Raw genomic sequence first — 24,907 nt, 5'->3', positions numbered from 1 at the left:
TGGGGGAGGTGCCTATGCTCAATCAAGAACTGGAACTCAGTTTAAACATGGCTTTCGCCAGAGCGCGTGAGCACCGACATGAGTTTATGACCGTCGAGCATTTACTGCTCGCACTGCTTAGCAACCCATCTGCCCGCGAAGCGCTGGAAGCCTGCTCCGTGGATCTGGTGGCGCTACGTCAGGAACTCGAAGCCTTCATCGAACAAACCACACCGGTGCTGCCAGCCAGTGAAGAAGAGCGCGACACGCAGCCGACGCTCAGCTTCCAGCGCGTGCTGCAGCGCGCGGTATTCCACGTCCAGTCTTCCGGGCGTAGCGAAGTGACTGGCGCAAACGTCTTAGTCGCCATCTTCAGCGAGCAGGAGTCACAGGCTGCCTACCTGCTGCGCAAACACGAAGTCAGCCGCCTCGACGTGGTTAACTTTATTTCTCACGGAACGCGCAAAGACGAGCCTAACCAGGCATCGGATTCCAGCAATCAGGTCAATAACAATGAAGAGCAAGCAGGCGGGGAGGATCGTATGGAAAACTTCACCACCAATCTTAACCAGCTTGCTCGCGTTGGCGGTATCGACCCGCTGATTGGTCGCGATAAAGAGCTGGAGCGCGCGATCCAGGTGCTGTGCCGTCGCCGCAAGAACAACCCGCTGCTGGTGGGTGAGTCAGGCGTGGGTAAAACCGCGATTGCCGAAGGGCTTGCCTGGCGCATCGTGCAGGGCGACGTGCCGGAAGTGATTGCCGACTGCACCATCTACTCGCTGGATATCGGCTCGCTGCTGGCGGGCACCAAATACCGCGGTGATTTTGAAAAACGCTTCAAGGCGCTGTTGAAACAGCTGGAGCAGGACACCAACAGCATCCTGTTTATCGATGAGATCCACACCATCATCGGCGCAGGTGCGGCCTCCGGTGGCCAGGTGGATGCCGCGAACCTGATCAAACCGCTGCTCTCCAGCGGCAAGATCCGCGTGATTGGCTCCACGACCTACCAGGAGTTCAGCAACATCTTTGAGAAAGACCGTGCGCTGGCGCGTCGCTTCCAGAAAATCGACGTGACCGAGCCGTCCGTCGAGGAAACGGTGCAGATCATCAACGGCCTGAAGCCGAAGTACGAAGCGCACCACGACGTGCGTTACACCGCGAAAGCGGTACGTGCGGCGGTGGAGCTGGCGGTGAAATATATCAACGACCGTCATCTGCCGGATAAGGCGATTGACGTGATTGATGAGGCAGGGGCGCGTGCGCGCCTGATGCCGGCCAGCAAGCGTAAGAAAACCGTCAACGTGGCGGATATTGAGTCCGTGGTGGCCCGCATCGCGCGTATCCCTGAGAAGAGCGTTTCTCAGAGCGACCGCGACACGCTGCGCACCCTCGGCAATCGCCTGAAAATGCTGGTCTTTGGTCAGGATAAAGCCATTGAGGCCTTAACCGAAGCGATCAAGATGGCCCGCGCCGGGCTGGGGCATGACCACAAGCCTGTCGGTTCCTTCCTGTTCGCTGGCCCGACCGGCGTAGGGAAAACCGAGGTGACGGTTCAGCTCTCCAAAGCGCTGGGCATTGAGCTGCTGCGCTTTGATATGTCCGAGTATATGGAGCGTCACACCGTCAGCCGTTTGATTGGTGCGCCTCCGGGCTACGTGGGCTTTGACCAGGGCGGCCTGCTCACCGACGCGGTGATCAAGCATCCGCACGCGGTACTGCTGCTCGATGAAATCGAGAAAGCGCACCCGGACGTGTTCAACATCCTGCTGCAGGTGATGGACAATGGGACGCTGACCGACAACAACGGGCGCAAGGCGGACTTCCGCAACGTGGTGCTGGTGATGACCACCAACGCCGGGGTGCGTGAAACCGAGCGTAAATCCATTGGCCTGATCCACCAGGATAACAGCACCGATGCGATGGAGGAGATCAAGAAGATCTTCACGCCGGAGTTCCGTAACCGTCTGGACAACATTATCTGGTTCGATCACCTGTCTACCGAGGTGATCCATCAGGTTGTGGACAAGTTCATCGTCGAGCTGCAGGTTCAGCTGGATCAGAAAGGCGTGTCGCTGGAAGTGAGCCAGGAGGCCCGCAACTGGCTGGCCGAGAAAGGCTACGACCGTGCGATGGGTGCCCGTCCGATGGCGCGCGTGATTCAGGACAACCTGAAGAAACCGCTGGCGAACGAGCTGCTGTTTGGCTCGCTGGTGGACGGCGGTCAGGTGACCGTGGCGCTGGACCAGGCGAAGAACGAACTGACGTACGATTTCCAGAGTGCGGCGAAGCACAAGCCGGAAGCGGCTCACTGAGTTAAACGTTAATGTAAAAAACCGGGCATTTGCCCGGTTTTTTTATGCCTGCCAAGGTAAAAGCAAAACGACAACAGTGTTGTCGTTTTTAGTGTTTTCTCCCTCTCCCTCTCCCTCTCCCTGTGGGAGAGGGTTGGGGTGAGGGCATCAGGCCGCAGAGGAATTTTGCGAGGCGCTTTCCAGTTTCTTTCGAAGTCAGTTGCTGGATAAATCCACAGTAATAAAATGGCGGCGCACCTGCAAAATCAGGTGTCAGGATTGGCGTCCTGATTACACACATATGGAAAGATGTTGCTCACAGCAATGTCACTGGTTTCGTTCACTCTTTTGTTAGCTGCGGTATAATCCGTACCTTCAAATATGGTGGGCTGAACCGGGGCTTCTTTTGAAGCGCCGATTTTCCATATGGTCGGTACGCCAAACCGGTTCAGTCTGCCACCCGAAGTTGGCGTTTCTGGTGGTAGTTTTCAGCATCTAATATGGAAATTATGATTATGAAAAACCAGTCTATCTCCCAGCTTTATAGCGAACTCTCCCTCAACCCCGATCTCCCAACCCTTGCAGAGCGCTGCAAACTGCTCACTGAAATCCTCCTCGACTGCACATCACTCCCACAAACGCAGCCCGTCTGCCGCTGCCTGGGTGCGTATCTGGAAGAAATGAAAGCTGGCCTCACAGAATCAATGCGTGATTTTCAGGTGGTGGAATTTGAGGACGAAGCGGAACAACCGCGACAAAAAGAGTGGTTGCTGGAAGACACCGAAGCACATTGTGATTACTGCCGGGCGTTAAACCACATACTGCTGGTATCGCATTTTGACCGCGATATGTTGCCGCACCTGACGGGACTGCTGCATGACATAACGCATTCGATGGCCGCAGATGTCGTTGCACCTCAAAGTGCAAAAACGGTAATTCACATTATTTCCTGACGTCGATCCGAGGCGTCGGGGGAGTTCCTCTGACGCCAAATGGATTAATCTTCGTAAAAGTGGGTGTTACAGGAAGACGTTAATAACTTTTGATGACAATAAAAAATAGTGCAGTTCGCTTTCAGTTCGCTGCCGTACAGCTCGCGTTATGTAGCCCTTAACGGCCTGAATTTTCCTTTATCTGTTGGTTATAAATACAGCCAAGACCCACTAAATGCTGGCTCACTACCCGCGCCCCAAAGTTATGACACTGTAATGACCATGGATGGGATTTCAGCCAGACAGCAAATGCAGTGCAGGATGCAAGTGAAATCAACGCGGGCTCCGCTGTACTTTGCTGTCCGGTCAGCAGGCCAATCATCTTGCATATCTCGCCATTATCCCAACGCTGCCACACATTTTTCCACCATCCCATTTTCCAGCTACCAGTAAGGCAAAATGCTTTGTCAGAGAGGTTGGCGTTTTCAATATTTTCAGACACAAACCAAAGATCGGTTTTCCCAAGTCGGACTTCTGTTGACCAGGCAGTTATAGCGCCGCCGCGCAAAACGCACTCATGGGCGAGATAATGATCGGTTACACCCGGGAAGCGTCGTTTTAATCTCTGGAAATGACTGTGTATGGTAATGACAGGACGGACCATGCTTCCCCGGTCGTTTCGCTTAAGCTCGGCACTACCGTACTGAATTTCATCAAATTGGCTCCGTTTAAGAAATTGCATCTCTTGCTCCCGAATAAGATCGGTATCGCTCGACGGTAGTATCGAAGAAGGGAAAGACTTAGAACCCTGATAGAGCAATGAATTACCTGCCTTCCAGTCGCAATAGTTGGTTGTTACTTGAATAATTTTGCCGGAGTCAGCATCGGCACTGATCACAACATACAGTTTCTGCCTCGCAGAATGACCCTGAAACGGTATAACCATTGTGGTCGTTGACACCCTTGTTAGCGCAGGGAGTGAAACATGCAGATCGTGTTCGAAACCGTTAACCGCTTGCGCAAGGACCCTTTGGTTTGTCGTTTCACCAGAGTGCACCCCTTGTTCGAGCTGGGAAAGAAGGGTGATATTTTTATTCAGGCCTACAGCATTGTCATAGTGTGGAGTAAATACATAACGACAGGTGCAACATTGAAAGCGGGGTGTTCTGGCTTTTGTGTATCCATAGCGAATGATGTGCGCTGTAAAACAGCGGGGACAACCTTGTCCTGTATTTCCTAATTTTCGTTGCATGAATTGACTGAACCACTCGTCACATTCTTTGGTATTAAACAGTGGAGGAAGACTGCCACATTTTTGACATTCAAGTGCAGCGTAGCCCAGACGATAAACAGGAAAAACATAATCACTCGCATCTGGTATGCCGAGATTTGGACATGACCAGCTTTTACAAACATTGAGATCTATTTTTGGAGCGGATTCCATGTGCTTCACCAACTGATTCTGTTAGTCGCAAATTTTCGCGTCTCCCTTTTCCATATGTCGTGAGAAGGTTCACAAAATCTGTTTTTTGCTAATCGATAATGAAGTTCTTTCTTTAATTCGAGAGTTAAAAAATGAAAAAAACAGTAATCGCGGTTTTATTACTATCGGGATATGCTTCGCTAAGTCCAGCGCAGGACGTTACCGTCATTTATACCAATGACCTGCATGCACATGTTGAGCCCTATAAACTTCCTTATGTTGCAGAAGGTAAAAGAGCTGTCGGTGGCTTCGCAAATATTGCGACTTACGTCAAGCAAGAAAAGCAAAAGAATAAGGCTACTTTTTATTTCGATGCTGGAGATTACTTTACCGGTCCATACATTAGCAGCCTGACAAAAGGGCGGGCAATCATAGATATTATGAATACAATGTCATTTGATGCTGCGTCTGTCGGCAATCATGAGTTCGACCATGGTTGGGATAATACGCTGATACAGCTCAGTCAGGCTAAATTCCCGATACTGTTAGGTAACGTGTTTTATAAAAATAGTAATGTCCTTTTCTGGAATAAGCCGTATACAATCCTTGAAAAGGATGGCGTTAAAATTGGGGTCATTGGGTTGCATGGCGTGTTTGCTTTCGATGACACCGTTTCATCGTCAATGCGTCAGGGCATTGAAGCGCGTGACGAGGTGAAATATCTCCAGCGTTATCTGGATGAACTACGTGGAAAAGTAGATATAACCGTTGCACTCATGCATGAAGGTTTCCCTGCACGCCAGTCCAGTATCGGCAATACTGATGTCAAACGCGCCCTTGATAAGGATATCCAGACGGCGAAGCAGGTGAAAGGACTGGATATTCTGATTACCGGACATGCGCATGTTGGAACGCCGGAGCCGCTTAAAGTAGGTAACACGCTGGTGCTTTCGACTGACAGTGGTGGGATTGATATTGGTAAACTGGTCCTGGATGTGGATCTAAAAAAACATCACAACAAAATAAAAAGCTTCGAACTTAAGACCCTTTATGCTGATGAATGGAAACCCGATCCGGCAACTCAGAGTGTTATTGATAGCTGGAATAAAAAGCTCTCCGAAACGGTTCGCCAAAAAGTTGGAGAGACGCCTGTTACGCTTACGCGCGCCTACGGGGAATCATCTTCGCTGGGCAATTTATTTACCGATGCAATGCTTGCCGCTGCGCCTGATGCGCAACTGGCGCTCACTAATTCAGGTGGTCTGCGGGCTGATTTGAATGCCGGTCCGATAACCCTCGGCGATGTTATTAGCGCGTTCCCTTTTCCAAATGAGCTAACCGTAATGGATTTGAATGGGAAATCCTTACGAAATCTTATGGAGCATAGTGCGTCACTCACTAACGGTGTTTTGCAGATGTCGAAAGGACTGGAGATGCGCTACGACCAACATAAACCTGTCGGGCAACGCGTTGTGCTACTTACGCTTAATGGCAAGCCAATTGTAGACTCTGAAACCTATCGCGTAGCGACAAATAGTTTCCTTGCTCCTGGTGGCGATGGCTTTACTGCATTCATTGATGGTCAGAACAAACAGGTAAAAGGTGGATATAACCTTTCCAATGCGGTTATTGATTATCTGGTGAAAGGAAATAAGATCATTCCCCAACAGGTGAATGAGATGCGAGTAAAAGAAGTTACACAGTAATAATTAACAACAGGTGAATAATATGGCAATTACCTATCTTGGAATGGAACTCGCCCCTGCTAACAACCAGCTTGCGGTCTATCTGAAGTTTATAATTGATGAGGCGATAACATATTCCTATACGGTACTGGGAAGATCGACTAGCACGACAAGTTTAGACTTTACGTATTCATCAAATGACATTGTCTCTTTACCTGAGATAAAAATTCCGGTTATTGGACTGTATGCAAACTACCTTAACCATGTGCAGGTTATCTTTAAAAACCTTAGCGGAGTGGAAGTTTTTAATCAAACCATCCAGGTAAGCACACAGGAACAACTCTACCGCGATGGGACAATTTTCCATATCGATATTGAGCAAACGGATCCCGCTAACTTCACGACCGTATGGGGAAACAGTTGGTTAATGACTACCAATTGTGATGGCTACGACCGGAACGGCGATCTTCGCTGCTATTATGCTCAGCCCTACCGTAATCAGATGCTAAAAACGCATAATGGTTATTTCTATATCGGCAGTGATGAAGATGAACACTGGTATGGGCGACGCTTTTTCAAAATCGATATTTTGGGCAACGAGATTCTGGAGTTTGATTTACGTGACCGCGATGGTAACCGCTATGCTAACACCCACGATCTGATTTGGGATTCCGCCGATAATCTTTTCATGATTGGTAATGATAACCCGGACCGTTCGACCAATACGATGAGACAGGACGCATCAATTTTAAAATTTGATGAAAAGACAGGCGTGATGCTGTGGGCAAAAAATTATACCCGTGCATTTGATAATACTCAGATCCTGAATAATAGCCCCACAAACGATGCTCACCTTAACTCGCTTTCCTGGATCCCCGCAGGCGAGGCAAATGCTGAAGCGATTGTTGTCCATACTCGCTCTGCAGGCCTGACGTTTGGTATTTCTCCTGCCGACGGCAAGATATTATGGAGTATTAATACCGGGGGATTTAACAGTAATTTCGCAGCAGGACAGGGCGTTACGCAGATAGATACTTCCGGTATTGAGAGTTTTGAAAATGGCGCTCATACCGTATTCGTCACTAAAAATAGCGCTTTTGCTGGGTTAAGCAATGAGACTGAAGGAAAATTTGTTCTTTCGCTCTTTGATAATCGCTCCTGCGTTGATAATGAAGGCAATGCGGTTACTCGAGATATTACACGTGATTCAACAATTGATTCTTACAAAACCGATCCTGCGAGAGTCATGTTCTATGCTGTTGATCTCGTCGCCAATACAGCAACCCAGGCAGGTAGCATTATCTAGTTACCCTCCGATCGTGTTCCTCAGGTCACTGATTTTATGGGGGCAGCAATAGATTATGGTGACTACTATGGCATCTACACCAACCACGCACGCTCTTTCTTTATCAGCGATGCAACTGGCCATATTATTGCCACAATCTACGATCTGATTTGCTCGATGGATGGCTATCCAGAGTTCTCTGGTGAATGCTACCGGGCAAGGTTGTTTGCAAAAGACGAGCTTGATGCTTTGATAAATATAGGTTATCAGGTGGCAAACGGCTGATAGCATAGCCAGACACAGCCATTAAAAGGGCATTGCTGTCGAACAGACAGCCCTGACGCTGAATCGAACGGACAAATAATTGTTCAAATAATAGCCTGCAGCACAAAAAAGTAAGGCCGGGAAAATCCCGGCCTTAATTAATATTCATCTGCCATTATAGGCGAAAACAATTAGCGACTACGGAAGACAATGCGGCCTTTGCTCAGGTCGTACGGGGTCAGTTCAACAGTCACTTTGTCGCCCGTCAAAATGCGGATGTAGTTTTTGCGCATTTTACCGGAGATGTGCGCAGTTACCACGTGACCGTTTTCCAGCTCTACGCGAAACATGGTATTAGGCAACGTATCAAGTACGGTACCCTGCATTTCAATATTGTCTTCTTTGGCCATCTAATCCTCTGGGGTATCACTACCAAGTTTTGAACCGGCAAGATAATGCCGAAATTCATCAATTAAGTAAAGAATTGCGCGATTAAAACGCAGCAAAACAGTTTCGGCGCATTGCCCAAGCGTCACGGTACAACCGAACAGGAAGCGCATTCGTAAAGGGGAGACAACAGGATAAACGTCAGGACGTTATCTGAAGCGAGGGTCCCAAACGGCGGCGGGGCAACAGGCAGAAGCTACTCTGCGGCATAATTATAACACCCTCACAAAAAATATGCGGAAAACATTTAGGCATTGGGCATAAAGAGCGTTCTCGGTATCCAGAAGTCGCGCGGGAGCTTCTCCTGACGGCAGGTATCGAGATGTTCGATGTACTGGCGTCGCGGGATTTCAACAGCACCCAGCGAGGCCGTGTGCTCGTTGAGCACCTGACAATCGATCAGGCGTCCACCGCGCTGGGCAAACGCCTCGCAGAAGACCAGCAGTGCGGTTTTCGAGGCGTTAACCGCACGAGAGAACATCGACTCGCCGCAAAATAGCGTGCCTTGCGCCACGCCGTACATGCCGCCGACGAGTGCTCCGCCTTCCCACACCTCGATGGAGTGGGCGTAGCCAAGCTCATGGAGCTGGTGGTAGGCAGTAATGATATCGCGGGTTATCCATGTCCCTTCATAGCGGTCTTCAGCGCAGCCTTCAATGACCTGACCAAAGGCGTGGTTGAGGGTGACGCGGTAGGGTGATTTCGCATGGAAACGCTTCATGCTGCGGCTCGCGTGAAACTGCGCTGGCCACAGCACGGCACGCGGATCGGGGGACCACCATAAAATCGGATCGCCGGGAGAAAACCAGGGGAATATACCGCGCTGGTACGCCATTAAAAGCCGTGCGGGACTGAGGTCACCACCAAGGGCCAGCAGCCCGTTGGGCTCACGCAGCGCCCCTTCCGGAGAAGGGAACGCGATGTTATGACGAGAAAGCTGGACCAGGCGCATGACAGCAAAACTCCAGTACGCGAGTAAGGACGCTACAAATATAGTCTACAGACGCTGTTTAAACTGGTAGTAGCGACCCTGTTTCGCCAACAGCTCTGCGTGACTACCTTGCTCAATAATGTGTCCGTTGTCCATCACAATTATCCGATCAAAACTCGCCAGTCCGCGCAGGCGGTGTGTGACCATCAGCACGGTTTTGCCGGTCATGACATTCGCCAGCAAATCAAGGATTTGGCTCTCGGTGGTGGCATCCAGCCCCTCGGTGGGTTCGTCGAGCAGCATCAGCGGCGCATCGTGCAGCAGCGCGCGCGCAATTGCCAGACGGCGCAGTTCACCGCCGGACAGCTGACGGCCGCCTTCGCCCAGCCAGCTGTTTAGCCCGTCGTCCTCAAGCAGTTTTTGCAGTCCGACCTGCTCCAGCACGGCGCGAAGCGCATCATCAGAGGCCTCTGGCGCGGCCAGCAGCAGGTTATCGCGCAGTGTGGCGCTAAACAGATGCACGCGCTGCGGAACGACGCTCACCGTCTTGCGCAGGGCCTGCTCGTTGAAATCAGTCAGCAACGTGTTATTAAAACGAATCTGGCCGCGCTGCGGATCCCAGGCGCGGGTCAGCAACTGCAGCAGCGTCGATTTACCGCAGCCGGTACGGCCGAGGATCGCCATCCGCTGTCCTGCATTAACAGAAAGGTTGATACCGTCCAGCGCGTTCTGCGCCTGTTTGTTATAGGCGAAGGTGACATCTTCAAGCGTCAGCGCAACCTGCTCTGGTACCGCGGTCTGCCCGGCACTGAACGTGACTTCAGGCTCCTGCTTGGCAATCTGCGTGATGCGCAGGGCAGAGGCGATCACCTGGCCCAGATGCTGGAAGGCGCCCGTTACCGGGGCCAGCGCCTCAAACGCCGCCAGCGCGCAGAAGACGAAAAGGGCAATAAGAGGACCCGGCTGTGAATTCCCCCCGACATCGCCGGAAGCCAGCCACAGCATGGCAATCACCGCCACGCCGCCGATTAACATCATCAGCGCCTGAGAGAAGGCCGTCAGCTCCGACTGGCGGCGCTGGGCCTCATGCCAGTTAAGCTCCGTACTTTCCATGCGGGCGCGATAGCGCTTGCTGGCGCCAAAAATCGTCAGCTCTGCCTGCCCCTGAAGCCAGGAGGTGAGCTGCTGACGGTAGTCCCCGCGCAGGCGCGTCAGGTTTTCCCCGGTGGATTTCCCGACGCGGTAAAACAGCGGCGGCAGAATGATGAGCGTCAGCAGCATGATCCCGCCCAGCGTCAGCGCAACGGAAACATCCAGAACAGACAGCCCCAGCGTGACCACCACAATCACCACAAACGCGCCCACGATCGGGGAAATCACGCGCAGGTACAGGTGATCCAGCGTGTCGACATCCGCAACGACACGGTTAAGTAACTCACCCTGACGAAAACGCGCCAGCCCGGCAGGGGAGAGGGGCAGCAGTTTGCTAAAGGTGTAGATGCGCAGGTGCTGCAGCACGCGGAAAGTGGCGTCGTGGCTGACCAGGCGTTCGAAATAGCGACCGGCAGTACGGGTGATGGCGGTACCGCGAACACCGGCAGCCGGGAGCATATAGTTGAAGCTGTATAAACCGGCAAAGCCCGCGACGGCCGAGGCCGACAGGAACCAGCCGGAAAGCGTGAGCAGGCCAATGCTGGCGAGCAGCGTGACAATCGCCAGCACAATCCCCAGCGTCAGCATCCATTTGTGGCGTTTATAGAGCGCAAGATAAGGCAGCAGAGCACGCATCAGATGTCCTCCTGACGGTTCGCCAGCAGGGCGGCAAACGGTCCCTGCACGGCAACGAGAGAGGCGTAATCGCCTTGCTCAACAATACGGCCGTTCTCCATGACCCAGATCTGGTCCCAGTCGGCAATCCCCTCCAGCTGATGGGTGACCATCAGGGTGGTTTGCTGCCGGGAGGCGGCGTTCAGGGCCTCCATTACGCGCTGTTCGCTGTGGGCGTCCAGGCTGGCGGCGGGCTCATCCAGCAGCATCAGCTGGCATGGGTTAAGCAGCGCGCGGGCAACGGCTACGCGCTGCGCCTGTCCGACCGACAGCCCGGCGGACTGATCGCCGACCACGGTATCTACCCCCTGCGGAAGCAGCGGCAGAAACTCGCTGACCCAGGCGCGGTCGAGCACCGATTGCAGTTCATCTTCACGCGCGTCCGGGCGCGCCAGCAGGACGTTTTCACGCAGCGTAGAGGCTGGAAGCTGCGGGTTTTGTCCGACCCAGCTGAGCTGTTTACGCCAGGCGTCTGGATCGAGGTTGCGCAGTTCGGTTTTGTTGATCCGCAGTGAACCCGTGTAGGCCATAAAGCCGGATAGCGCATTCAGCAGCGAGCTTTTACCGGAACCGCTGGTGCCGACGAGCACCACCCGTTGTCCGGCAGGTAAGGTAAAGTTCAGCGGACCCGCGAGCACTTTGCCTTCGGGTGACAGAATAGAAAAGTCCTGCGCTTCAATCGTCACGGGGTCTTTAGCATTCAGCGTCACGTCACCCCGCTCCGGGTGTGCCAGCGGCGTTTCCAGGAACGTTTTCAGACTATCGGCTGCGCCAACTGCCTGCGCTTTGGCGTGATAGAAGGTTCCCAGATCGCGAAGCGGCTGGAAAAACTCCGGGGCCAGGATCAGCGCCAGGAAGCCGGCAGAAAGGGTTACCGCCGTGCCGTAATGGCCGAAATCCAGCGCGCCGAGATAGGAGAAGCCGAAGTAGACCGCCACGAGGGCAATCGACAGCGAGGTAAAGAATTCCAGTACACCGGAGGACAAGAAGGCAAGGCGTAGCACTTCCATGGTGCGCTGACGGAAGTCTTGCGATGCCTGGCGAATGTTTTCGGTTTCTGCTTCACCGCGGCCAAAAATGCGTAACGTCTCCATGCCTCGAAGACGATCGAGGAAATGGCCGCTCAGGCGACCCAGTGCCAGGAAGTTACGGCGGTTGGCATCCGCTGCCCCCATGCCGACCAGCGCCATAAACAGCGGGATCAGCGGGGCGGTGCCCATCAGAATCAGCGCAGCCATCCAGTTCACCGGGAAGATGGCGATCACGATCAGCAGCGGAACGAAGACGGCAAGGGCCATTTGCGGCAGATAGCGCGCATAGTAGTCGTGCATATCGTCAATCTGCTCAAGGATCAGCGTCGCCCAGCTACCGGCTGGTTTACCCTGGATCCACGCGGGCCCGGCTTCCTGAAGGCGATCGAGCACCTGACGACGGATCTCGTAGCGGATGTGCTGTCCGGCGTGAAAACCGACGCGCTCACGCAGCCACACCACCCAGGCGCGCAGGATAAAAATCAGGATCAGGACAATAAAAGGCAGCAACAGCGCTTCGCGCGGGATGTTCTCCATGATCATGTGATTAAGAATGCGGGCCAGCAGCCATGCCTGGGCAACAATCAACAGACCGCTAACGAACCCCAGGAGACGGGAAATCGTAAGCCAGCGGCGGGAAATAACGCTTTGCTGTTTCAGCCAGCGTGTTAACTCTTGTTGACGGGTTTTTTCCATTGCGTACTTTGCAGGTGACGTTATTAGAAATTGGGCAGCGCAATGTTACAACGGGGAGACAATAAAGGCGACTTATCGCCGCCTTTATTTACGTTTGTTACTGACTTGTAAAGATTATTTACCTTGTTCAGCCAGTCCATCGAGGTAGCGTTCAGCGTCCAGCGCGGCCATACAGCCGGTGCCCGCAGAGGTAATCGCCTGACGATAAATATGGTCCATCACGTCGCCAGCCGCGAACACGCCCGGGATGCTGGTCTGGGTCGCGTTACCGTGAATGCCGGACTGCACTTTGATGTAGCCGTTTTCCAGCTCCAGCTGACCGTCGAAGATCGCGGTGTTCGGGCTGTGACCGATCGCCACGAACAGACCCGCCACTTCAAGCGTTTCGACGTTATCGGTGTTCTGGGTATCACGAATACGCAGACCGGCAACGCCCATCTGGTCGCCCGTCACCTCTTCCAGGGTACGGTTGGTGTGCAGCACGATGTTGCCGCTGGCCACTTTATCCATCAGACGTTTGATCAGGATCTTCTCCGCGCGGAAGGTTTCGCGACGGTGGATCAAGTGCACTTCAGAGGCAATGTTCGCCAGGTAGAGCGCTTCTTCCACTGCGGTGTTGCCGCCGCCGATGACCGCGACTTTCTGATTACGGTAGAAGAAACCGTCACAGGTTGCGCAGGCAGAGACGCCGCGGCCTTTGAACGCTTCTTCAGATGGCAGGCCGAGGTAACGGGCAGAGGCGCCGGTGGCGATGATCAGCGCGTCACAGGTGTATTCGCCGCTGTCGCCCGTCAGGCGGAACGGACGGTTCTGCAGATCGACCTTATTGATGTGGTCGAACAGAATTTCAGTTTCGAATTTAGCGGCATGCTCGTGCATACGTTCCATCAGCAGCGGCCCGGTCAGGTCGTTCGGGTCCCCTGGCCAGTTTTCCACTTCGGTGGTGGTGGTCAGCTGACCGCCTTTTTCCATGCCGGTGATGAGTACCGGGTGCAGGTTAGCGCGTGCAGCATAGACCGCTGCGGTATATCCCGCAGGTCCAGAACCAAGGATTAGCAGCTTACTGTGTTTGGCCGTGCCCATGAGATCCCCATTGTTGTTGGCAGACATTTGGCTGGATTGTAGGGAATTTGTTGTCGTAAAAAAAGAGCGCAGCAATTTTGATATCAATCTGTGTAATAGCCACGAGCGATGAATGAGGCGCTATAACATCACGCTTTCGCCTGAAAACCGGTCGTTTGTAAGGCAATAAAATGAGGATTAATACCCTGCCGTAATGAATATCCGGCATGTTGTACTAAAAAACGATGTTTTGCTTTGACAATCCCCTGCGCTTTTGCGAAAACATTCAAGGAAGAAAAAAAACCGCGTTAACCGTATGCCGCATAGGCATGCACGTAAATGCCATTTTTACCGTGTCAGTGAAATCTACGCATGGCGTGGACAGACGCCATACGTGATGTCGGTGACTGCCTTAGGGCAACGGTCTTCTTACCAACAGAACCCGAATCCGCATCGCGTCTAATACAAAACCAGGCGATGTGATGACTAACGGGTACAGGCTCTGAACAGTGATGTGCACAGGGTCCAGGCAGGAGTAGGGAAGGAATACAGAGAGACAATAATAATGGTAGATAGCAAGAAGCGCCCTGGCAAAGATCTCGACCGTATCGATCGTAACATTCTTAATGAATTGCAAAAGGATGGGCGTATTTCCAACGTCGAGCTTTCAAAACGTGTGGGACTTTCCCCGACGCCGTGCCTTGAGCGTGTGCGCCGACTGGAAAGACAGGGTTTCATTCAGGGCTATACTGCTCTGCTGAACCCGCATTATCTGGATGCCTCACTTCTGGTATTTGTTGAGATTACTCTGAATCGTGGTGCGCCGGATGTGTTTGAGCAATTTAACGCCGCTGTACAAAAACTTGAAGAAATTCAAGAGTGTCATCTGGTGTCCGGTGATTTCGACTACCTGTTGAAAACCCGTGTGCCTGATATGTCCGCCTACCGTAAGCTGCTGGGGGAAACCCTGCTGCGTCTGCCAGGCGTGAACGACACCCGTACGTATGTGGTGATGGAAGAGGTCAAACAGAGCAATCGTCTGGTTATTAAGACGCGCTAACACGGAACAGGTGCAAAATCAGCGTAGTTTGATTACACTCCTGTTAATCCATACAGCAACAGTGCCGGGGAGTCCCGGCGCTGTTGTCCGTTTTAGCAAAAAGGCAGGATATGCCTGATACCTGGAGAGCCTTTTTTGAGCCAGGAATACACTGAAGACAAAGAAGTCACACTATCGAAGCTAAGCAGCGGACGTCGTCTCCTCGAGGCTTTGCTGATTGTTATTGCCCTTTTTGCCGTCTGGCTGATGGCAGCCTTACTCAGTTTCAACCCCTCAGATCCCAGCTGGTCACAAACTGCATGGCATGAGCCTATCCATAATTTAGGCGGTGTCCCCGGTGCCTGGCTTGCGGACACGCTGTTCTTCATTTTCGGTGTGATGGCCTACACCCTTCCCGTCATTATCATTGGCGGATGCTGGTTTGCGTGGCGTCATCGTCAGAACGATGATTACATCGACTATTTTGCCGTGTCGCTGCGCCTGATTGGCGCGCTGGCGCTGATCCTCACCTCGTGCGGGCTGGCGGCAATCAATGCGGATGATATCTGGTACTTCGCCTCTGGCGGAGTGATCGGCAGTTTACTCAGTTCTGCGCTGCAGCCGATGCTGCACAGCAGCGGCGGCACGCTGGCGCTGCTGTGCATCTGGGCGGCCGGGCTGACGCTGTTTACCGGCTGGTCCTGGGTGAGCATTGCTGAGAAGATCGGAAGTTTTATCCTCACCATTCTGACTTTCGCCAGCAACCGTACCCGCCGTGACGATACGTGGGTTGATGAAGACGAATACGAAGATGAAGAGGAAGATGACGCGCCTGTGCAGCGTCGCGAGTCTCGTCGTGCGCGTATTTTGCGCGGCGCGCTGGCGCGTCGCCAGCGTGTTGCTGAAAAATTTGCCAATCCGCTGGGTCGTAAAACCGATGCGGCGCTCTTCTCCGGTAAGCGCATGGATGAAGACGAGCAGGTGGCGTATCGCGCTGCGGGTGTCGCCGTCGATCCTGACGATGTGCTCTTCTCCGGCAGCCGGGCCACTCCGGGTGACTTCGACGAATACGATCCGCTGTTAAATGGCCATTCGGTTACCGAGCCGGTTGCAGCCGCCGCAGCCGCGACGACCGCTGCGCAGGCGTATGCCGCGCCTGTCGGGGCCGTGACGCCATCCGCGCCGGTTTCGCCGCCGGAATCCGTTATTCAGCAGCCTCAGGTTGACTGGCAGACTGCGCCAGGCGTTCACACGCCGGAGCCGGTTATCGCGCCTGAACCTGAAAGCTACATCCCTGTGCAGCAGGAGCAGTGGCAGCAGCCATATCAGCCGCCGCAGCCTGCATATGAACCGCAAGAGTCCCCGCACTATGAACAGCCTGTGGCCCAACCTTATCAGGAGTATGTGCCTGAACCGGTTGAACCTGTGCAGCCTTATGTAGAGCCGCAGCCTGAACCTGAAATCGTGGAAGAGGTAAAACCCTCTCGTCCGCCGATGTACTATTTTGAAGAAGTTGAAGAGCGTCGCGCGCGTGAACGCGAGCAGCTGGCGGCCTGGTACCAGCCTGTGCCTGAACCGGTGCAGGAGCCGGTGACGAAAGCGCCTTCTGTTTCCGTTCCACCGATCGACCCGACGCCTGCAGTCGCACCCGTAGCGGAAAGCGTGAAGCAGGCTACCGCGGCCGCTGCCGTGGCTGCACCTGTTTTTAGCCTGGCAACCAGTGGCGCGCCACGTCCTCAGGTGAAGGAGGGGATTGGTCCGCAACTGCCTCGCCCTAACCGCGTTCGCGTTCCAACCCGCCGTGAGCTTGCCTCTTATGGCATCAAGCTGCCTTCCCAGCGTATGGCGGAAGAGAAAGCGCGCGAGCCTGAGTACGAAGATGACGCCGATGAAATGCAGCAGGACGAGCTGGCCCGTCAGTTCGCCGCGCAGCAGAATCAACGCTACGGTGATGAATACCAGCACGATGAACCGGTGCTGGAAGACGAAGATGACGCGGCTGAAGCAGAACTGGCACGCCAGTTCGCCGCCACCCAGCAGCAGCGCTATTCCGGTGAACAACCGGCTGGTGCAAATCCGTTCTCGCTGTCTGATTTTGAATTCTCGCCGATGAAGGATTTGGTGGATGATGGCCCTAGCGAGCCTTTATTTACCCCGAGCGTGATGCCGGAAGCTGAGCCTGTGCGCCAGCAGCCAGCACCACAGGCCTATGCGCAGCCGCAGCAGCCTGTTCAACAGCCGTATGCGCAGCCGCATCAATCTGTTCAGCAACCGCAGCAGCCACCACAGCCGTCGCAGTTCCAGCAGCCTGCGCCTCAGCCGCAGGAAAGTCTGATTCACCCGCTGCTGATGCGTAACGGTGACAGCCGTCCGCTGCAGCGTCCAAGCACGCCGCTGCCGTCTCTGGATCTGTTAACGCCGCCGCCGTCAGAAGTGGAGCCGGTCGATACTTTCGCGCTGGAGCAGATGGCGCGTCTGGTTGAAGCGCGTCTGGCTGACTTCCGCATCAAAGCGGACGTGGTGAACTACTCGCCGGGTCCTGTGATCACCCGTTTTGAACTGAACCTGGCGCCCGGCGTTAAAGCCGCGCGTATTTCCAACCTGTCCCGCGACCTGGCGCGTTCTCTCTCGACCGTGGCGGTACGTGTGGTGGAAGTAATACCGGGCAAACCGTACGTTGGCCTTGAGCTGCCGAACAAGAAACGTCAGACCGTCTACCTGCGTGAAGTGCTGGATAACACCAAATTCCGCGATAACCCGTCCCCGCTGACCGTGGTGCTGGGTAAAGATATCGCTGGCGATCCGGTAGTCGCGGATCTCGCCAAAATGCCTCACCTGCTGGTAGCGGGTACCACCGGTTCCGGTAAGTCTGTCGGTGTGAACGCCATGATCCTCAGCATGCTCTATAAAGCGCAGCCGGAAGATGTGCGTTTCATTATGATCGACCCGAAAATGCTCGAACTGTCGGTCTACGAAGGCATCCCGCATCTGCTGACCGAAGTGGTCACCGATATGAAGGACGCCGCCAACGCCCTGCGCTGGAGCGTCAACGAGATGGAACGCCGCTACAAGCTGATGTCTGCGTTGGGCGTGCGTAACCTGGCCGGGTATAACGAGAAAATTGCCCAGGCTGTGCGCATGGGGCGTCCGATCCCGGATCCTTACTGGAAGCCGGGTGACAGCATGGATGCTCAGCATCCGGTGCTGGAAAAACTGCCTTATATCGTCGTGCTGGTTGATGAATTCGCTGACCTTATGATGACCGTCGGTAAGAAAGTAGAAGAGTTGATTGCCCGTCTGGCGCAGAAAGCGCGTGCGGCCGGTATTCACCTTGTGCTGGCGACCCAGCGTCCTTCCGTGGACGTTATCACTGGTCTTATCAAAGCGAACATCCCGACGCGTATCGCCTTTACCGTATCCAGTAAAATTGACTCCCGTACCATTCTTGACCAGGGCGGCGCAGAGTCGCTGCTGGGTATGGGTGACATGCTCTATTCAGGCCCGAACTCCACCTCTCCGGTGCGTGTCCACGGTGCGTTCGTCCGCGATGAGGAAGTTCACGCCGTCGTGCAGGACTGGAAAGCGCGCGGTCGTCCGCAATACGTTGACGGTATTACCAGCGACACGGAAAGCGAAGGCGGCGGCGGTGGCTTCGACGGCGGCGAAGAGCTGGATCCGTTATTCGATCAGGCGGTTAACTTCGTTACCGAAAAACGCAAAGCGTCCATCTCAGGCGTGCAGCGTCAGTTCCGCATCGGCTATAACCGCGCAGCGCGCATCATCGAGCAGATGGAAGCGCAGGGCATTGTGAGCGAGCAGGGGCATAACGGTAACCGCGAGGTGCTGGCGCCGCCGCCGTTTGATTAACCTTCAGCGATTGCAAAGAAGGGTAAATCAGCCAAAATTAAGCATTTTCTTCTGTCGCCTGCCTTCGGGCAGGTCCAGAATAGAAGACGGAAACCCCATATCGGGAAGACGTATTTTAAGGAATAACAATGAAAAAAATCGCCATCGCCTGTGCATTACTCACCAGTTTTGTCGCCAGCAGCGTCTGGGCTGATGCAGCCAGCGACCTTAAAAGCCGACTGGATAAAGTAAGCAGCTTCCACGCCAGCTTCACGCAAAAAGTGACTGACGGCAGCGGCAACGCGGTGCAGGAAGGTCAGGGAGATTTGTGGGTAAAACGCCCAAATCTGTTCAACTGGCACATGACCCAGCCGGATGAGAGCATCCTGGTGTCTGACGGCAAAACCTTATGGTTCTTCAACCCGTTCGTTGAGCAGGCAACGGCGACCTGGCTGAAAGATGCCACCAGCAATACGCCGTTTATGCTGATTGCCCGTAACCAGTCCAGCGACTGGCAGCAGTACAATATTAAACAGACGGGTGACGAGTTTGTCCTGACGCCGAAAGGCAGTAACGGCAACCTGAAGCAGTTCACCATTAACGTAAGCACCAACGGTACGATTAATCAGTTTGGCGCGGTTGAGCAGGACGATCAGCGCAGCAGCTACCAGCTTAAATCTCAGCAAAACGGCGCCGTTGATGCATCGAAATTCACCTTTACCCCGCCGCAGGGCGTAACGGTGGACGACCAACGCAATAAGTAAGAGGCGTGAGTGGGCAATCTGTCGCTCGATTTTTCAGATAACGCGTTTCAACCTCTGGCCGCCCGTATGCGGCCAGAAAATTTAGCGCAGTACATCGGCCAGCAACATCTGCTGGCTGCCGGTAAGCCATTGCCGCGCGCCATTGAGGCCGGGCATCTTCACTCCATGATCCTCTGGGGCCCCCCTGGCACCGGCAAGACTACGCTTGCAGAAGTTATCGCCCGCTATGCCAACGCGGACGTTGAACGTATCTCGGCGGTCACCTCCGGCGTGAAAGAGATCCGTGAGGCGATCGAGCGTGCGCGGCAGAACCGCAACGCCGGGCGGCGTACCATCCTCTTCGTGGACGAAGTCCACCGCTTCAACAAGAGCCAGCAGGATGCCTTCCTGCCGCATATTGAAGACGGCACGATCTTCTTCATCGGTGCGACCACCGAAAACCCATCGTTTGAACTGAACTCGGCGCTGCTTTCCCGCGCGCGCGTTTACCTGCTCAAATCGCTCACCACCGAGGATATCGAAAAGGTTCTAACCCAGGCGATGGACGACAAAGCGCGCGGCTACGGCGGGCAGGATATCGTTCTGCCTGACGACACGCGTCGTGCGATTGCCGAGTTGGTCAACGGTGATGCGCGGCGTGCGCTGAACACGCTGGAAATGATGGCCGATATGGCCGAAATCGACGATGCCGGGAAGCGGGTGCTGAAACCGGAACTGCTCACCGAGATTGCGGGGGAGCGCAGCGCGCGTTTCGATAACAAAGGCGACCGTTTTTACGACCTGATCTCGGCGCTGCATAAGTCCGTGCGCGGCAGCGCGCCGGATGCGGCGCTTTACTGGTACGCGCGCATTATCACTGCGGGCGGCGATCCTTTATATGTCGCGCGTCGCTGTCTGGCGATTGCGTCAGAAGATGTCGGCAATGCCGATCCTCGCGCCATGCAGGTTGCGCTGTCGGCCTGGGACTGCTTCACCCGCGTTGGACCTGCGGAAGGCGAACGTGCCATTGCGCAGGCGATTGTTTATCTGGCCTGCGCGCCGAAAAGCAATGCGGTTTATACCGCCTTTAAAGCGGCGATGTCCGACGCGCGTGAACGTCCGGACTACGATGTGCCGGTTCACCTGCGTAACGCGCCGACCAAACTGATGAAAGAGATGGGGTATGGGCAGGAGTATCGTTACGCTCATGATGAACCCAATGCCTACGCTGCCGGGGAGGAATATTTCCCGCAGGAGATGGCACAAACGCGCTATTATCACCCCACAAACAGAGGTCTTGAAGGCAAGATTGGTGAAAAGCTCACCTGGCTCGCCGGACAGGATCAAAATAGCCCTATAAAACGCTACCGTTAGTTCAATCGTTGCGGTAATGTTGGCAATGTATCCTTGTGGCCGCAGGCTGTGGTCACATTTTCCTATTTTAATTCGATAAGCACAGGATAAGCATGCTCGATCCCAATCTGCTGCGTAATGAGCCAGACGCAGTCGCTGAAAAACTGGCACGCCGGGGCTTTAAGCTGGATGTAGATAAGCTGCGCGCTCTCGAAGAGCGTCGTAAAGTTCTGCAGGTACAAACTGAAAATCTGCAGGCAGAGCGTAACTCTCGATCGAAATCCATCGGCCAGGCGAAAGCGCGCGGGGAAGATATTGAGCCATTACGCCTGGAAGTGAACAAACTGGGTGAAGAACTGGATCAGGCGAAAGCTGAGCTGGACGTTCTTCAGGCCGAGATTCGTGATATTGCCCTGGCTATCCCGAATATTCCTGACGACAGCGTGCCTGTCGGCAAAGATGAAAACGACAACGTTGAAGTGAAACGCTGGGGTACGCCTCGTGAGTTTGACTTCGAAGTGCGCGATCACGTGACGCTGGGCGAAATGCACGCGGGCCTGGACTTTGCGGCAGCGGTTAAGCTGACCGGCTCCCGTTTTGTGGTGATGAAAGGCCAGATTGCCCATCTGCACCGCGCGCTGGCGCAGTTCATGCTGGATCTGCACACCGAGCAGCATGGCTACAGCGAAACCTACGTGCCGTATCTGGTCAACCACGATACGCTGTACGGTACAGGCCAGCTGCCAAAATTTGCCGGCGATCTGTTCCATACCCGTCCGCTGGACGAGGAAGCAGACAGCAGCAACTACGCGCTGATCCCAACCGCTGAAGTGCCGCTGACTAACCTCGTGCGTGATGAGATCATCGATGAAGACGACCTGCCAATTAAGCTGACGGCACATTCACCGTGCTTCCGTTCTGAAGCAGGTTCTTACGGTCGCGACACGCGCGGTCTGATCCGTATGCACCAGTTCGACAAAGTTGAGATGGTGCAGATCGTCCGTCCTGAAGAGTCCATGGACGCGCTGGAAGAGATGACCGGCCACGCTGAGAAAGTGTTGGAGCTGCTGGGCCTGCCGTACCGTCGTATGGCCCTGTGTACCGGTGATATGGGCTTTGGCGCCTGCAAAACCTTCGATCTGGAAGTGTGGGTGCCTGCGCAGAACACCTATCGTGAGATCTCCTCCTGCTCTAACGTCTGGGATTTCCAGGCGCGTCGTATGCAGGCACGCTGCCGCAGCAAATCTGACAAGAAAACCCGTTTGGTGCATACCCTGAACGGTTCTGGTCTGGCTGTGGGCCGTACGCTGGTTGCCGTGCTGGAAAACTACCAGCAGGCAGACGGTCGTATTGAGATCCCTGAAGTGCTGCGTCCATACATGAAAGGCCAGCAGTACATCGGCTAATTCTTTGCCTCACAACAAAAAAGCGCCTTTGGGCGCTTTTTTATGCCTCTGAATTGACACGACGCAATACCCCCTCCCTCTAAAGTAGTAATACTCCTCCGAATGAAAGTCAGCATAAAAAGCTGATTACGTAAAAATTCGTTGTATATAAAACTACATAGCGGTTTGCGCCGCCACTCTTTTCTTTGTGAGCAACCAAAGTGAGTCTCTATGAAAATCAACGCGCCTGAAGCATTAATGGCTGCCGAGGTCACTCGCCGTGGGTTGATGAAAACCACGGCAATAGGCGGCCTGGCCGTAGCCAGCAGCGCCTTCACGCTTCCTTTTACCCGACTGGCCTCAGCGGCTGATGCACTATCCCCAGCCTCAGCTCCGGAAAAAGTGGTGTGGAGTGCCTGTACCGTAAACTGCGGTAGCCGTTGTCCGCTGCGTATGCACGTAGTGGATGGCGAAATAAAATATGTCGAAACCGACAATACCGGGGACGATAACTACGATGGGTTACATCAGGTTCGCGCCTGCTTGCGCGGCCGCTCCATGCGTCGTCGCGTGTATAATCCGGACCGCCTGAAATATCCGATGAAGCGCGTCGGTAAGCGTGGGGAAGGGAAGTTCGAGCGGATTAGCTGGGATGAAGCCTACGACATTATCGCCACCAATATGCAGCGCCTTATCAAAGAGTACGGCAACGAATCCATCTACCTGAACTACGGCACCGGGACGCTCGGCGGTACGCTGACCCGCTCCTGGCCACCGGGTAAAACGCTGGTGGCACGTCTGATGAACTGCTGCGGTGGTTATCTTAATCACTATGGTGACTACTCATCGGCGCAGATTGCTGCTGGCCTGAACTACACATACGGCGGCTGGGCGGACGGCAACAGCCCGTCCGATATCGAAAACAGTAAGCTGGTCGTGCTGTTTGGTAACAACCCGGGCGAAACACGCATGAGCGGCGGCGGGGTAACCTACTACCTGGAACAGGCCCGCGCCAAATCCAATGCCCGCATGAGCATTATCGATCCGCGCTATACCGACACCGGCGCCGGACGTGAAGACGAGTGGATCCCAATCCGTCCGGGTACCGATGCAGCGCTGGTCTCGGCGCTTGCGTGGGTAATGATCACAGAAAATCTCGTCGATCAGCCTTTCCTGGATAAATACTGCGTCGGCTATGACGAGAAAACCCTGCCAGCCAGCGCGCCTGCTAACGGTCATTATAAAGCCTATATTCTCGGGCAGGGCAGCGACGGCGTGGCGAAAACGCCCGAGTGGGCGTCCACCATCACCGGTATTCCGCCCGAGCGTATCGTTCAGCTGGCGCGTGAGATTGGCTCGGCCAAACCGGCCTACATCAGCCAGGGCTGGGGACCGCAGCGCCATGCGAACGGCGAAATCGCGACTCGCGCCATCTCCATGCTCTCCATTCTGACCGGCAACGTCGGTATTCACGGCGGTAACACCGGCGCGCGTGAAGGCTCGTATGAAGTGCCGTTTGAACGTATGCCGACGCTGGATAACCCTGTTCAGACCAGCATCTCCATGTTTATGTGGACCGATGCGATCGAACGTGGTCCTGAAATGACCGCCCTGCGCGACGGCGTGCGCGGCAAGGACAAGCTGGACGTGCCGATCAAGATGATCTGGAACTATGCCGGTAACTGTCTCATCAACCAGCACTCCGAAATCAACCGCACCCATGAAATCCTGCAGGATGATAAGAAGTGCGAGATGATTGTGGTCATCGACTGCCACATGACCTCCTCGGCGAAATATGCCGATATCCTGCTGCCGGACTGCACGGCCTCTGAGCAGATGGATTTCGCGCTGGACGCCTCCTGCGGCAACATGTCCTACGTGATCTTTACCGACCAGGCGATTAAACCGCGCTTCGAGTGCAAAACCATTTATGAGATGACCTCTGAGCTGGCGAAACGTCTTGGCGTTGAGCAGCAGTTTACCGAGGGGCGTACTCAGGAAGGGTGGATGCGCCATCTGCATGAACTCTCCCGTAAGGCGGTCCCTGACCTGCCTGATTTCGATACCTTCCGTAAGCAGGGTATGTACAAACAGCGCGATCCGGAAGGGCACCACGTGGCGTACAAAGCGTTCCGTGAAGATCCGCAGGCGAACCCGCTGACCACGCCGTCGGGCAAAATCGAAATCTACTCATAAGAGCTGGCAAAAATCGCGTCGACCTGGGAGCTGCCGGAAGGGGACGTTATCGATCCGCTGCCGATCTACACGCCAGGTTTCGAGAACTATAACGATCCGCTGACGGCGAAATTCCCGCTGCAGCTGACCGGTTTCCACTACAAAGCGCGCGTGCACTCCACCTACGGTAACGTCGACGTACTCAAGGCCGCCTGCCGTCAGGAGATGTGGATCAACCCGATGGATGCCAAAGCACGCGGCATCAGCAATGGCGATCGCGTGCGTATCTTCAATGGCCGCGGCGAGGTGCACATTGAGGCCAAAGTGACGCCGCGCATGATGCCAGGCGTGGTGGCGCTGGGGGAAGGGGCCTGGTACAACCCTGATGCCAACCGCATCGACCAGGCGGGCAGTATTAACGTACTGACCACGCAGCGTCCGTCGCCGCTGGCGAAGGGCAACCCATCCCACACAAACCTTGTCCAAGTTGAAAAGGTTTAAGGAGTAGCC

General features: G+C 54.5%; 16 protein-coding genes and 1 pseudogene. 11 read left to right on the top strand and 6 right to left on the bottom strand.

What is annotated here, in order from left to right; genetic code table 11:
- The first annotated feature begins 14 nt into the window (after positions 1 to 14).
- Positions 15 to 2,294: an ATP-dependent Clp protease ATP-binding subunit ClpA gene (clpA, locus tag AC27FC_RS12855; protein ID WP_008499992.1), complete on the top strand. Its 2,280-nt coding sequence runs from the start codon at positions 15 to 17 to the stop codon at positions 2,292 to 2,294.
- 479 nt (positions 2,295 to 2,773) lie between these two features.
- The gene (locus AC27FC_RS12850) at positions 2,774 to 3,226 is read left to right on the top strand and encodes a hypothetical protein (protein ID WP_094935403.1); all 453 of its coding nucleotides are present in this window, start codon (positions 2,774 to 2,776) and stop codon (positions 3,224 to 3,226) included.
- 157 nt (positions 3,227 to 3,383) lie between these two features.
- On the opposite strand, the gene AC27FC_RS12845 is transcribed toward AC27FC_RS12850, so the two are convergent.
- Positions 3,384 to 4,658 carry an IS1 family transposase gene (locus AC27FC_RS12845; protein WP_126327549.1) on the bottom strand — a complete coding sequence of 425 codons (1,275 nt, stop codon included), beginning with the start codon at positions 4,656 to 4,658 and terminating at the stop codon, positions 3,384 to 3,386.
- Positions 4,659 to 4,780: 122 nt separating this feature from the next.
- On the opposite strand from AC27FC_RS12845, the gene AC27FC_RS12840 reads away from it, so the two are divergent.
- The 3 genes from AC27FC_RS12840 to AC27FC_RS12830 are packed head-to-tail and all read left to right on the top strand — an operon-like array spanning position 4,781 to position 7,883.
- On the top strand, positions 4,781 to 6,334 hold the full coding sequence (locus tag AC27FC_RS12840; protein WP_033145078.1) for a bifunctional metallophosphatase/5'-nucleotidase: 1,554 nt from the start codon (positions 4,781 to 4,783) through the stop codon (positions 6,332 to 6,334).
- A gap of 22 nt (positions 6,335 to 6,356) precedes the next feature.
- Positions 6,357 to 7,619: an aryl-sulfate sulfotransferase gene (locus AC27FC_RS12835; protein WP_232959916.1), complete on the top strand. Its 1,263-nt coding sequence runs from the start codon at positions 6,357 to 6,359 to the stop codon at positions 7,617 to 7,619.
- 36 nt (positions 7,620 to 7,655) lie between these two features.
- Positions 7,656 to 7,883 carry a hypothetical protein gene (locus AC27FC_RS12830; RefSeq protein WP_232959918.1) on the top strand — a complete coding sequence of 76 codons (228 nt, stop codon included), beginning with the start codon at positions 7,656 to 7,658 and terminating at the stop codon, positions 7,881 to 7,883.
- Between the two features lie 170 nt (positions 7,884 to 8,053).
- On the opposite strand, the gene infA is transcribed toward AC27FC_RS12830, so the two are convergent.
- From infA to trxB, 5 genes are all read right to left on the bottom strand, one after another.
- On the bottom strand, positions 8,054 to 8,272 hold the full coding sequence (infA, locus tag AC27FC_RS12825) for a translation initiation factor IF-1 (RefSeq protein WP_002211347.1): 219 nt from the start codon (positions 8,270 to 8,272) through the stop codon (positions 8,054 to 8,056).
- A 284-nt stretch (positions 8,273 to 8,556) separates the two neighbouring features.
- On the bottom strand, positions 8,557 to 9,261 hold the full coding sequence (gene aat, locus AC27FC_RS12820; protein ID WP_033145080.1) for a leucyl/phenylalanyl-tRNA--protein transferase: 705 nt from the start codon (positions 9,259 to 9,261) through the stop codon (positions 8,557 to 8,559).
- A 45-nt stretch (positions 9,262 to 9,306) separates the two neighbouring features.
- Positions 9,307 to 11,028 carry a heme ABC transporter ATP-binding protein/permease CydC gene (gene cydC / locus AC27FC_RS12815; RefSeq protein WP_196354660.1) on the bottom strand — a complete coding sequence of 574 codons (1,722 nt, stop codon included), beginning with the start codon at positions 11,026 to 11,028 and terminating at the stop codon, positions 9,307 to 9,309.
- Positions 11,028 to 12,794, bottom strand: a complete 1,767-nt coding sequence (gene cydD / locus AC27FC_RS12810; RefSeq protein ID WP_196354659.1) for a heme ABC transporter permease/ATP-binding protein CydD — start codon at positions 12,792 to 12,794, stop codon at positions 11,028 to 11,030. Before cydD ends, cydC begins: the two co-directional genes overlap by 1 nt.
- A 114-nt stretch (positions 12,795 to 12,908) precedes the next feature.
- Entirely contained in the window at positions 12,909 to 13,877 is a 969-nt protein-coding gene (gene trxB / locus AC27FC_RS12805; protein WP_032638969.1) for a thioredoxin-disulfide reductase, read from the bottom strand.
- Positions 13,878 to 14,421: 544 nt separating this feature from the next.
- On the opposite strand from trxB, the gene lrp reads away from it, so the two are divergent.
- The 6 genes and pseudogenes from lrp (at position 14,422) to dmsA (ending at position 24,898) form a co-directional block, all read left to right on the top strand.
- Positions 14,422 to 14,916 (top strand): leucine-responsive transcriptional regulator Lrp, encoded by a 495-nt coding sequence (gene lrp, locus AC27FC_RS12800; protein ID WP_000228469.1) that lies wholly within the window; start codon positions 14,422 to 14,424, stop codon positions 14,914 to 14,916.
- Between the two features lie 135 nt (positions 14,917 to 15,051).
- A complete protein-coding gene (locus AC27FC_RS12795; protein ID WP_094935406.1) occupies positions 15,052 to 18,762 on the top strand; it encodes a DNA translocase FtsK 4TM domain-containing protein in 3,711 nt (1,236 codons plus the stop codon).
- A 128-nt stretch (positions 18,763 to 18,890) separates the two neighbouring features.
- Complete coding sequence (lolA, locus tag AC27FC_RS12790; RefSeq protein ID WP_023310983.1) at positions 18,891 to 19,505, top strand: outer membrane lipoprotein periplasmic chaperone LolA; 615 nt, start codon at positions 18,891 to 18,893, stop codon at positions 19,503 to 19,505.
- Between the two features lie 9 nt (positions 19,506 to 19,514).
- Positions 19,515 to 20,858 (top strand): replication-associated recombination protein RarA, encoded by a 1,344-nt coding sequence (gene rarA / locus AC27FC_RS12785; RefSeq protein ID WP_033145084.1) that lies wholly within the window; start codon positions 19,515 to 19,517, stop codon positions 20,856 to 20,858.
- A 92-nt stretch (positions 20,859 to 20,950) separates the two neighbouring features.
- Positions 20,951 to 22,243: a serine--tRNA ligase gene (gene serS / locus AC27FC_RS12780; protein WP_008499983.1), complete on the top strand. Its 1,293-nt coding sequence runs from the start codon at positions 20,951 to 20,953 to the stop codon at positions 22,241 to 22,243.
- Positions 22,244 to 22,453: 210 nt separating this feature from the next.
- A pseudogene (dmsA, locus tag AC27FC_RS12775) lies at positions 22,454 to 24,898 on the top strand (dimethylsulfoxide reductase subunit A).
- The last annotated feature ends 9 nt before the right edge of the window (positions 24,899 to 24,907 follow it).

It is taken from the genome of Enterobacter sp. C3_dUdeg, assembly GCF_057536195.1.
Note: the sequence above shows the minus strand (reverse complement) of the source record. Positions and strands in the feature narration are given on the sequence as shown.